The 11,562-nt window shown below is 58.1% G+C and carries 8 protein-coding genes and 1 pseudogene; 1 reads left to right on the top strand and 8 read right to left on the bottom strand.

The features are described 5' to 3' along the window. Positions 1-61 precede the first annotated feature (61 nt). On the bottom strand, positions 62-2,455 hold the full coding sequence (locus tag FIU93_RS18410; protein ID WP_077292686.1) for a patatin-like protein: 2,394 nt from the start codon (positions 2,453-2,455) through the stop codon (positions 62-64). Positions 2,456-2,931: 476 nt separating this feature from the next. Between FIU93_RS18410 and FIU93_RS18405 the strand changes: the two are divergent. Then, positions 2,932-3,765 (top strand): annotated as a pseudogene (locus FIU93_RS18405) (adenylate/guanylate cyclase domain-containing protein); the annotation flags it as partial. An 18-nt stretch (positions 3,766-3,783) separates the two neighbouring features. Here FIU93_RS18405 and FIU93_RS18400 read toward each other — a convergent pair. The 7 genes from FIU93_RS18400 to rpsM form a co-directional block, all read right to left on the bottom strand. Then, positions 3,784-5,025, bottom strand: coding sequence for a replication-associated recombination protein A (locus FIU93_RS18400; RefSeq protein ID WP_208984281.1), 1,242 nt, complete (start codon positions 5,023-5,025; stop codon positions 3,784-3,786). A 71-nt stretch (positions 5,026-5,096) separates the two neighbouring features. After that, entirely contained in the window at positions 5,097-6,548 is a 1,452-nt protein-coding gene (locus tag FIU93_RS18395; RefSeq protein WP_152506390.1) for a DegQ family serine endoprotease, read from the bottom strand. Between the two features lie 127 nt (positions 6,549-6,675). Continuing rightward, positions 6,676-8,778, bottom strand: a complete 2,103-nt coding sequence (locus tag FIU93_RS18390; protein WP_022998252.1) for a methyl-accepting chemotaxis protein — start codon at positions 8,776-8,778, stop codon at positions 6,676-6,678. Positions 8,779-9,037: 259 nt separating this feature from the next. Then, positions 9,038-9,463 (bottom strand): 50S ribosomal protein L17, encoded by a 426-nt coding sequence (rplQ, locus tag FIU93_RS18385; protein ID WP_055654713.1) that lies wholly within the window; start codon positions 9,461-9,463, stop codon positions 9,038-9,040. Between the two features lie 81 nt (positions 9,464-9,544). Continuing rightward, a complete protein-coding gene (locus FIU93_RS18380; protein ID WP_006936426.1) occupies positions 9,545-10,567 on the bottom strand; it encodes a DNA-directed RNA polymerase subunit alpha in 1,023 nt (340 codons plus the stop codon). A 90-nt stretch (positions 10,568-10,657) separates the two neighbouring features. After that, positions 10,658-11,047 (bottom strand): 30S ribosomal protein S11, encoded by a 390-nt coding sequence (gene rpsK, locus FIU93_RS18375; protein WP_006936427.1) that lies wholly within the window; start codon positions 11,045-11,047, stop codon positions 10,658-10,660. A 71-nt stretch (positions 11,048-11,118) separates the two neighbouring features. Next, a complete protein-coding gene (rpsM, locus tag FIU93_RS18370) occupies positions 11,119-11,487 on the bottom strand; it encodes a 30S ribosomal protein S13 (RefSeq protein ID WP_031268319.1) in 369 nt (122 codons plus the stop codon). Positions 11,488-11,562: the final 75 nt, after the last annotated feature.

Genomic DNA, 11,562 nt, shown 5'->3' with positions numbered 1-11,562 from the left:
CGTAGCGAAAGAGCGGACCTCACGTCAAGGAATGACTTGCCAAATTATGAATATTACCCGGTCAGACGCTTTCCGTCACATGAGCGAAATCGGGATAGATCGACCGGACCAGCTTGTCGACCCGGTCTATTTCCTCTGGAATATCAGAAAGTTTGCCACGTTCTTCTTCCAGAACCGCCAGAAAGATCCGCGCGCGTGCCTGGTTTACCTGGATCTGCGGCAAAGTGCCCTCACCTGCCGCAGACAGCACGATGCTGACCAGCCTGTCGGCGGCGTTGAGACGTCCCCACAGATAATCATGTTCCCGCCAGCCGCGATTGAAGAAGGCACCGAACGTATTCAGGGACTTGCCCTTGAGGTCGAAACCTTCCGTATAAAGGCTTGCCGCGTCGGTCGGGCTGATGCGGTCGACCAGGATTTCCGTCACCTCCGAGAAGTCGTTGCGCTGCAACACGGGAAAGGTGATCAGATCGAAAAAACCGAAGCCGATATAGGTTCCCATCAGGGATGTGTGACGGCTCTTGTCGAGTAGATTTCGGGCCGTCTCGGCAAAGAGTTCGTCCTGAAGCCTGTCCAGATCGGCAAGCCCCATCATCTGTGTCAGGGATTTCAGCATTGGCTGGACATGCTCGGCAGCGTCCGGACCACCCGCCTCCGCTGCCCGAACGAACGTTTCGGCGAGTTCCCGGCTGCGGCCACCGAAAAACCGGTCATTCCAGCGCCAACCCAGATGATCGATCTGCTCGTAGAGCAATCCCTTCATCTGATCGAGCGCCTCGAAATTGGGCGGCGGTAAGTCGGAGCCCGGACGATAGTGATAGAAGCCGTTGAGCTTGCGCACCGCAAAGCGAAGCCGGCGTATCCGGTAGTCGACATCCAGCCCGCGCAACAAGGCAACAACATGCGGGTCCGTGCGTCCCAGGATGTCCTTGCTCTCGGCTGTCAGGCGGCTGGTATGACGCGAGTACAGTCCCAGAAGGGCTTCTTCCTGACCACGTGCACTGTCCAACCCGCTGAGCCGCGCCGTCAGGCCTGCCAGCCGCTCAGCCAGGGAATGAAGTTTCAGGGACTGATAATTGAGAAAGGCGAACCCTGCCTGCTCGAATGCGGCCACGGTTGCCTGCTTCCGGCATAACGAAAGAATGTCAGGTGTCACCCGGCGCCGCTTTGGCAAAATGCCCGCCACCGCCTTTTCCACCATCGGCCCCGCATCATCGATCAGCTGCGACAGCCAGCGGCTGCGCCGGTTGTTCTGTTCAAGCTCTTTCAGATCATCGCCGATGGGCTCATTGCGCGGGATATGAGCGAGCGAAGCAAGGATCACGCGGAAGAACCCGGGCAACTCCGAAACGGTGCTATCCGTTTCGACCGGAACCACCGGTGACGGATCCACATAGATCAGCCGCCGGGCAACTTCGCGCACCGCCGGTCGATCCTGAATAACGTCAATCACCGGCGCAAAGGGCTTGTTCATGACGACGCTGCCATCGACAAAACAATGCTGACCGGCTGTCTCGGAGGTCAGGTTCAGCCCTCTTGCAAGAAACGCATCCCGGTTGCGCCACGTCAGGTCGTGATCGACCAGCACCCGCTCCATTTCCGCAACCGTTGCAGGAGGGAACGCCCCTGGAAACGAGGACGTCGCGCGAGCCGCAAAGACAATTTCCGGAATGCTGTCGGCATCGAACTGGCTTTCGATATCTCCTGGCATTCTGTGCGCGGCATGGAAACTCAGGATCCGGCGATGATCCCACTCCTCGACATAGTCCGGATCATCCAGGTGAATGCGTCGCTTGATGCCGTTGTAATCGGTGATCGTCACGAACAGGTCGAGCGTCTGACCACGCGGGATCAGACTGCGGCCGGGCACGGCACCGTCCTCCATCTTCTGGCAGGCATCCAGCATCCAGCTGATGAACCGTTCACCGGAAAACGGCGGTGTGAACCAACGCGCCTGCATGAACAGTCGCAGCTTCTCGCGCGTTTCCGCGCTTTCTATCTGCTTTGTCAGCCGTGTGGAAATCAGCTGATCCAGCACTGGCGAAATGGAAATCTTCAGGTATCGGGACAGACCGGCCTGTGGCCGGGCCAAACGCGTGACATCGGCATTTTCCAGCCACATCTCGCTATGGCTGTCGAGTGGCAGGTCGTGGGTGATGGCCCGCGCAAGCATGATGCCGTTGACGCCACCTGCAGACGCACCGGCAATTGCGTCAACCACCACCCGGATGTCGGCAACGGAGGACAACAGATCGAGCAGATCCTTGTAGGCGCTTTGAACCGGAGGAAGCTCCTGATCGGGTATTTCCTGGGCAGAACCGTTCGACTTGCGGTCAAGACGAACGCTCGACGCCCGAACAAGATTGAGGATTTCCCGGCTTACGCCATGCATGTAGATGGCAAGCGAAACGCCGCCATAAAACACCAGCGCCAATCTGAGTTCGATTTCCTTCATGAGGTCACCGTGGGGAACATGTTGAAGTCCTAACACGAAAGAATGGCTACTATCTTTATGCGGCGGACCTTTCCATTCGCCAATCAAGACATGGCGGAACTATGCTCCCGCCCGATCACTTCTATGCAAACATGGTTTGACGACGAGGCTTGCCGGGAACTTGGCGCTCTGAAGCCTGCTACGATTTTCCCCCGCCTGACCTGTATATTCCGCTAAGATAGTTCATGGATCCGACAGTGATTCTTTAAAGTTCAGCATTATAAAACAGACAATGAGACCAGACCTTTTCGACGCGGAATGAAATGGCCAAGAGTGTAGATACAGCTGCCCAAAGCTCCGATGATACCGGGCAAGCCGACCAGACGACCTCGCTGCAATCCCTGCAGGAAGAGAACGACTATCTGCGATCCGAGTTGGAAGATCTGCGCCTCCTGTACGAGGCGACCATCGAGCATGGCGAAGCGGTCGAGGACCAGCTGGCGGATCAATCCACCAAGCTCGAGGCACTTTCGCGGCAGCTCGCCAAATACCTTTCGCCTCAGGTCTATCAATCCATTTTCGAAGGCCGTCAGGAAGTCAAGATTGCGTCCACACGCAAGAAACTGACGGTTTTCTTCTCCGATATCGCCGACTTCACCGAAACGGCAGACCGGCTTGAATCAGAAGAACTCACGGCAATCCTCAACCAGTATCTGACGGAGATGTCGAATATCGCGCTGCGCTACGGCGCTACCATCGACAAATACGTCGGCGACGCCATCCTGATCTTTTTCGGTGACCCGGAAACACGTGGTGTGACCGAGGACGCGCTTGCCTGCGTACGCATGGCCATCGACATGCAGGACCGGATGAAGGCCCTCCAGGGTGCCTGGCGGGAAGCCGGTATCTCCAAACCGATGAAATGCCGCATGGGGATCCATACGGACTATTGCACCGTGGGCAATTTCGGCAGCGAAGATCGGTTGGACTACACCATCATCGGGCGTGGCGTGAACACGGCCTCCCGCCTGGAAAGCCTTGCCACACCAGGCTCTATCCTGATCTCCTTCGAAACCTATTCGCAGGTGAAAGAGCAGATCAAATGCGCTGAAAATGGTGAAGTCAACGTCAAGGGCATTGCCTATCCGGTCTCCACCTACGAAGTAATCGGGCTGAAGGACCCCGTACCGGTCAAGGATGATCTGGAGGTCGACCTGGTGTCCCGCCAGCTGGACAAGATTTCCGACACGATGGCACCGGAAGACCGGGACAGGCTGATCGCCACACTCAAGAGCGCCCTCGACCGTCTGACATCAACCGAAACCGCCTGATCTTTCAGGCTACTCGGATCAGCCTCGTTCCTTGCGCCGCTTGTCCCAGAACTCCAGGCGTTTTCTCAGTTCCCGCTCAAATCCTCTCTGGGGTGGGTCGTAATAGGTCTTGCGGCCTAACTGCTCTGGAAAATAGTCCTGACCGGAAAAGCCGTCGGGAGCATCGTGGTCGTATTGATAGCCGTCGCCGTACCCTTCCTGCTTCATCAGCTTGGTGGGCGCGTTGAGGATATGCTTGGGCGGCAGTAGAGAGCCGCTGGATTTGGCATCCCGCATCGCCGCCTTGTAGGCCACGTAAGCACCGTTCGATTTCGGCGCCGTTGCAAGATAGATCACCGACTGCGCAAGCGCCAATTCCCCTTCAGGCGACCCGAGCATCTGATAGGCATCGCGGGCCGCATTGGCCTGCACAAGCGCGTTGGGATCGGCAAGACCGATATCCTCGACAGCCATGCGGATCAGGCGGCGCGCGAGATAAAGCGGGTCTTCTCCGCCGTCCAGCATCCGGCAGAACCAATAGAGGGCGGCATCGGGATCCGAACCGCGCACGGACTTGTGCAATGCGGAAATCAGATTGTAATGGCCGTCGGCACTCTTGTCGTAGATCGGCGCCCGCCTCTGGACAATTTCCTGCAGGCGCTCGGCATCGAAGACCTCGTCCTCTCCTGCGGCGCGCCAGACATCTTCTGCCAGGGTCAGAGAAGAGCGGCCGTCGCCATCGGCCATGCGGATCAGCACCCGTCGGGCTTCCTCGTCAAGCGGCAGCTTACGCTCTTCCAACGCCTCTGCCCGCGCCAGCAGTTTTTCGATCGCATCCGCGGAAAGGGAATGGAACGTCATGACGTGAGAGCGCGACAGCAAGGCCGCGTTAAGCTCAAAGGACGGGTTTTCCGTGGTCGCACCAACCAGCGTGATCGTGCCGTCCTCCATCACCGGAAGGAAGCTGTCCTGCTGCGCCCGGTTGAACCGATGGATCTCGTCTACGAAGAGCAGCGTTGCCCTGCCGCTCATGCGCCGGGCGCGAGCCGTTTCGAACACCTTCTTCAGGTCCGAAACACCGGAAAAGATCGCCGAGATCTGTTCGAACGCAAGGTCCGTTTCATTGGCCAGCAACCGGGCAATGGTTGTCTTGCCGGTACCCGGTGGCCCCCAGAAGATCAACGAACCAAGCGTCCGCGTCTTCAGCATGCGCGACAGCGTGCCTTCCGGCCCGAGCAGGTGATCCTGCCCGACCACATCGGCAAGTTTGGTCGGTCGCATCCGGTCCGCCAGTGGCCGCGGGCCGGACTGGCTTAGTCCGGAAGCTTCGAACAGATCGCTCACACTGTCTCCTAACCGCGCAGGATGAGCTGTGAAACCTTGCCGTCCCGCTCGATATCGAGCTGCCAAACACGCGGTGGCTTCTTGGTGATACCTTCCAGCATTTCGGTGGTCTCGACGGTTTGCCGGTTGATGCCCCGGATGATGTCGCCCGGGCGAAGCCCCACACGGTCCGCAGTGCTGCCGCGCTTCACTTCGGCAATCACGACACCGTCGAAAATCCCTTCCATTCCAAGTTCCTCGGAAACGGCAGGCGAAAGGTTCATGACCGTCGCGCCTTCGAAAGGCGAATAGTCGACAAGTTCACGTGTATCCCGTGGAATGGTTTCGGGAGCCGGCTGCAGTGATACGGTCACATGCTGTTCCGCACCGTCCCTCAGGACAACAAAATCGGTCTGTTCGCCAATCATCTTTGTTGCAAAACGATAGCCGAAGGAATTGGGATCGGTCACTTCCTTGCCGTCAACCGCAATCACCAGATCGCTGACCCGAAGCCCGGCCTCAAAGGCAGGAGACCCATCAAAGACTGCCGTTACAAGCACACCGCGTGGCCGGTCGAGAGACAGCGCTTCCGCGATTTCGGCATTCACCAGCTGCACGGTCGCCCCCAGCCATGGCCGCTGCACCTTGCCGCCATGATCTGCAGCTTTCGCTACGAAACGCGCCATATGCGCCGGAATGGCAAAGCCGATACCGTTGGAGCCGCCGGAGCGAGAATAGATGGCCGAGTTGATGCCAACCAGCTTGCCGGTCATATCAACAAGCGCACCGCCGGAGTTGCCCGGGTTGATTGCAGCGTCGGTCTGGATGAAGAACTGAAAGTCCGTCACGCCGACCTGCGTGCGAGCCGTGGCCGAGACAATGCCCTGGGTAACCGTCTGGCCGACACCGAACGGGTTACCGATGGCAAGCACGATGTCGCCGACTTCAAGGCTGTCGGAATCCGCAAAGTCGATGCTTTCGAAAGGTCCATCACCCCGGATCTTCAGCACCGCGAGGTCGGTACGTTCGTCCATGAGAACGATATCGGCATCGAATTCACGACGGTCGTTCAGGGCTACACGAACGTCGTCCGCGTCCTTGATCACATGATGGTTGGTGATCACCGTACCATCACTCGAAATGATGACGCCGGATCCAAGGGACGATTCAACCCGCTGCCGTGGCCTGTCGTTCCCGCCGGGCTGGCCGAAGAACCGGCGAAAGAAGGGATCGTCCATGAAGGGCGACACTTGCCGACGCTGGACCACCTTACGGCTGGCATAGACGTTGACCACCGCCGGCGCGACCTTTTTCACGATTGGCGCGAAGGAGAGTTTGATCTGCGCATCGCTTTGCGGAACAAGCCGAAGATCGGCCGGAGACGGCTGCACAGTCTGCGAAAGCGCAGCAGACATACCGATCAGGCCGGCCAGGCCCGCTATGACAAGGGAACGCGTAAAGCTGGTCAGAACCAGGCGCATGGCGGGTGCCTCTTTTTCGAATCTTCTCATATCCATCGCGATACATGGCAGATAGGGAGGAAAAGAGGCAAATACAAAAGGGGCCGCCGGATTTCCGGCGGCCCCTTTTTCATCATGCAGGCTTACTTCAGGCCGAACGAACCTGCGCAAGGAAGCTGCGCACTTCGTGATCCAGTTCTTCAGCTTTCGATGCCATGTCCGCTGCTTCTTCGGAGAAGTTCTGTGCAGCCATGTTGGTATCGTTCGACAGAGAAGAAACGTTGCGGATGTCCTCGGTAACCTTGGAGGTTCCACCGGCGGCCCGTTGAGTGTTCTCTGCAATGCCCTGCGTCGCATAGCTCTGCTCGGTAACAGCTGCAGCAACTTCGCTCACCGACTTTGTAATCTCGTCGATAGTCTTCTGGATGTCGCCGATGGCATCAACCGCATCGTCGGTCGCCCCGCGGATGGCGTCGATCTGCTGCTGGATTTCGCCGGTTGCCTTGCCTGTCTGGGACGCAAGGTCCTTGACCTCGGAGGCAACCACCGCAAAGCCCTTGCCGGCTTCACCGGCACGTGCGGCTTCGATGGTGGCGTTGAGGGCCAGAAGGTTGGTCTGGTCGGCGATATCGGAAATCAACGTGACGACTTCGCCGATCCGGTTGGCAGCTTCCGCAAGCGACCGCACCGTATCGTTTGTCGTTTCCGCACGTTTGGTTGCTTCGGCAGCAACGCTGGAAGAGCGTTCGATCAGCGTCGAGATTTCCTGGATCGAACTGGAAAGCTGATCGGAAGCTGCTGCGATCGATTCCACTTCGGCCAGAGTTTCTTCCGACATGGTGGCCGCATTGGCAGATGTTTCGCCTGCCATGTCGGTCATGCTGCGCATCTTGTTCGCCGATTCGCGCAAGGTTGCAGCGGTATGAGCCACCTTGTCGACGACGGTGCCGACGGTCGCTTCGAAGTCGCCTGCAAGGCTTGCCAGCATTTCCTGGCGCTGTTCGGCCTGACGCCTTGCATCATCGGCTTCCTCGGCTGCACGACGCTCGTTTTCTTCAGCCGCGTTCTGGCGGATCTGAAGAACGGCCCGGCCGATGTCGCCGATTTCGTCCTTGCGGTTCGCAGCCTTGATCTCTGCACCAAGATCACCGGAGGCAATCGCGTTGAGAGCCCCTACAAGCGTGGTGAGAGGACGGGTAATCGACTGGGAGAAGAACAGGGCAATGACGGCTGCAACGGCAATTGTTGCAAGCGACCATAGGAACATCTGATCGCGCATGCGAATGACGGCAGACAGCGTTTCTTCAACGCTCTTCTCCGCAACGATGGCCCAGTTCTGCCCCTGGAAGGCAAGCGGACGGGCAACGACAAGATCATCAACGCCATCAGCCCCCTGAACGATACCGGCTGAAGCGGTGCCGGCGGCAGCTTCAATCGCCGGTCCGCTGGAAACGCTGGTGCTGAGCGCGGTCGGTGCACCTGCAAGCGGCATGTCGCTGAGCGCGAGGCCGTCCTGGTTGATCACGTAAACCTGACCGGTTTCCCCAAGGTCTTCACGGTTCGCGACAACTTCACTCAGGAAATCGGAATCGATCCGCATGACCGCAACACCGCTGAGGCTGATCGTACCAAACGAATTCATGAACACGGGCGATGCCAGGAACAGAGAGCCCTTGCCGCCGGCAGGGGTGTAGGGTGCAAAGACACTGGCAGCGATCTCGCCCTCACCCAGCTCCTTGGCAGCATTGTAGACCATCTCCAGGCCGGTCCCTTCGGCAACACTGCCTTCACCAAGCTTGGACAGGAATTCGTCACCCTTGGTGACCGAATAAAGAATGAGACCGGCGTTATCGAGCAGATAAAGATCTGCGAAGCCGCCGTTCTTCCAGACATTGTAGAACGCCGGGTGCGCCTCGGTGTGGCGCCAGGCATACATTGTCTTCTGTTCCTTGCCTGTGACCGCTGCACGTTCTTCAGGGCTCTGCGGCGCCTGGAACAGGCCGAGAATTTCGTCTTTTTCCTTGGCAAGGTTCATGGTCGCGTTGCCAAGGTTGCTCAACGGATCCGACACGCTGGACGCCAGGTTCACGATCTGGGATTCAGCTGCGTGCAGGCGCGACTGCAGGAGCGCGTTACGCGCTGTGATGACCATGCCAAGTTCGGCTTCTGCCGCTTGTTGCAATCCGTCGCGACCGGTCATGTAGCCGATGACACCCACCGCCGCACATGCGGCGACTGTAATCACGATCATCAGAGCCGGAATAACAAAAGAAAGTCGAAGAGAAGGCGACCTCTTCTTAGAAGCGGAATTCGTTTTGGCTATCACAGTAAATCTCCCCAGCCTCTCCCACTAGTCCAGGAGGCATGGCTAGAAGCTAGGCAGTTTTCCTTAAATCATTGATAATTGCGGTCTCATTATTCGAAACGAATACGTTTGGGCGCACAGTCACGAAGACAAAAAAAAAGCGGGCAAATCTGCCCGCCTTTCCCGATTGCCATTGAGGCAATTATTACGCTGCGTTTTCAGCTGCTTCTTCAGCTTCAACGCGAGCACGGTCTTCAGCACCGCGTGCTTCCGGATCACGGTCGACCAGCTCGATGACAGCCATCGGAGCGTTGTCGCCATAGCGGAAGCCGGCTTTCAGCACGCGGGAGTAACCGCCGCTGCGGTCCTTGTAACGCTCACCGAGCGTTTCGAACAGCTTGGCAACCATTGCCGCATCGCGAATCTGCGAAATGGCCTGGCGGCGTGCATGCAGGTCACCGCGCTTGCCCAGGGTGATGAGCTTGTCGATGATCGGCTTCATTTCTTTAGCCTTCGGCAGGGTCGTTACGATCTGTTCGTGCTTGATCAGCGACGCTGCCATGTTCGCGAACATAGCCTTACGGTGGCTAGAGGTCCGGTTGAGCTTGCGGCCGGATTTACCGTGGCGCATGGCCCTCTCCTTTTTCTTTCAGGCAGTCAGTTCTTCTGGTTGAACTCTTGCCCGGTTGATCCTCACAGGACGCGTACGCCCTTAGTACTGATGGTCTTCGTAGCGCTTGGCGAGATCATCGATGTTCTCAGGCGGCCAGTTGGCAACTTCCATGCCGAGATGGAGACCCATCTGGGCGAGAACTTCCTTGATTTCGTTCAGCGACTTGCGGCCGAAATTCGGGGTCCGCAGCATTTCCGCTTCGGTCTTCTGAATGAGATCGCCAATATACACGATATTGTCGTTCTTCAGGCAGTTTGCAGACCGTACAGACAGTTCCAGCTCGTCGACCTTCTTCAGAAGCGCAGGGTTGAAAGCCAGTTCCGGGACGCTGTCCTCGGCGACTTCACGCTGCGGCTCTTCGAAGTTGACGAAGATGGAGAGCTGATCCTGCAGAATGCGTGCAGCGAATGCCACGGCGTCTTCCGGCTTGACGGAACCATCGGTTTCGACAGTCAGGGTCAGCTTGTCATAGTCAAGAACCTGGCCTTCACGGGTGTTTTCCACCTTGTAGGAGACCTTCTTGACCGGAGAGTAGAGGCTGTCGACCGGGATCAGGCCAATCGGCGCATCTTCCGGACGGTTCCGATCGGAAGAATGGTAGCCCTTGCCGGTGTTGACGGTGAATTCCATGCGGATTTCAGCGCCTTCATCCAGCGTGCAGAGCACCAGTTCCGGATTGAGAACCTCCACGTCGCCAACAGTCTGAATATCGCCGGCGGTGACAACACCCGGGCCCTGTTTGCGCACGACCATGCGCTTGGGACCCTCGCCTTCCATGCGGATGGCGATTTCCTTGATATTCAGCACGATGTCGGTGACATCTTCCCGGACACCCGGGATCGACGAGAACTCATGCAGAACGCCATCGATCTGAACGGCAGTCACGGCGGCACCCTGCAGAGAAGACAGCAGGATACGGCGCAGCGCGTTGCCAAGGGTCAGACCGTAGCCACGCTCGAGCGGCTCGGCAACGACGGTTGCCAAGAAGCGCGGGTCTTCACCCGGCTTGATCTCGAGTTTGGTCGGCTTGATCAGTTCTTGCCAGTTTTTTTGAATGGTCACGTTTTCGTCCCTTCGGCTATCCCGCCCGGCGGATCAGCGCCAGGCCATTCTTTGCCATTTGGAGAAACAAGTACCTAAAGCTGGGAAGCCTTAGACGCGGCGACGCTTGCGCGGACGGCAGCCGTTGTGCGGAATCGGCGTCACGTCACGGATGGACGTGATCAGGAAACCGGCGGCCTGCAGGGCACGCAGTGCAGATTCACGACCGGAACCCGGACCGCGCACTTCCACTTCCAGGGTGCGCATGCCGTGCTCGGCAGCTTTTTTCGCAGCATCTTCCGCAGCAACCTGGGCAGCATACGGAGTGGACTTACGGGAACCTTTGAAACCGAGTGCACCGGCGGACGACCAGGAGATCGCGTTGCCCTGTGCGTCGGTGATCGTGATCATGGTGTTGTTGAACGTGGAGTTCACATGCGCGACGCCAGAAGAGATGTTCTTGCGTTCGCGGCGACGCACGCGCGTCGTGTCTTTAGCCATTCTCTTATCCTTGTTTTGATCTCGTCACTGCCGTAATGCCGGCAGCTCCACCACCAATCGAGGCAGGGTAATTACTTCTTCTTACCAGCGATCGGTTTAGCCGGACCCTTGCGGGTACGTGCGTTCGTGTGCGTCCGTTGACCGCGAACCGGCAGGCCGCGACGGTGACGCAGGCCGCGGTAGCAGCCAAGGTCCATCAGACGCTTGATGTTCATCGCGGTCTCACGGCGCAGGTCACCTTCAACGAGGTAATCGCGGTCGATGGTTTCGCGGATGGACAGAACTTCTGCGTCGGAAAGCTCGTTCACACGGCGGGCAGCATCGATGTTGTTCTTCTCGATGATTTCCTGCGCGAACTTCGCGCCGATGCCGTGAATATACTGAAGCGCGATGACAACGCGCTTGTTCGTCGGGATGTTAACGCCAGCAATACGTGCCACGTTCGTCTCCATGATTACGCAGCGAGACCATGGTCTTGCCGCAGGTTGTAATGCCCGCGTCCGGTGGAGCCCGGC

The organism is Labrenzia sp. THAF35 (assembly GCF_009363595.1).
GTDB classification, from domain to species: Bacteria; Pseudomonadota; Alphaproteobacteria; order Rhizobiales; family Stappiaceae; genus Roseibium; species Roseibium algicola.
Note: the sequence above shows the minus strand (reverse complement) of the source record. Positions and strands in the feature narration are given on the sequence as shown.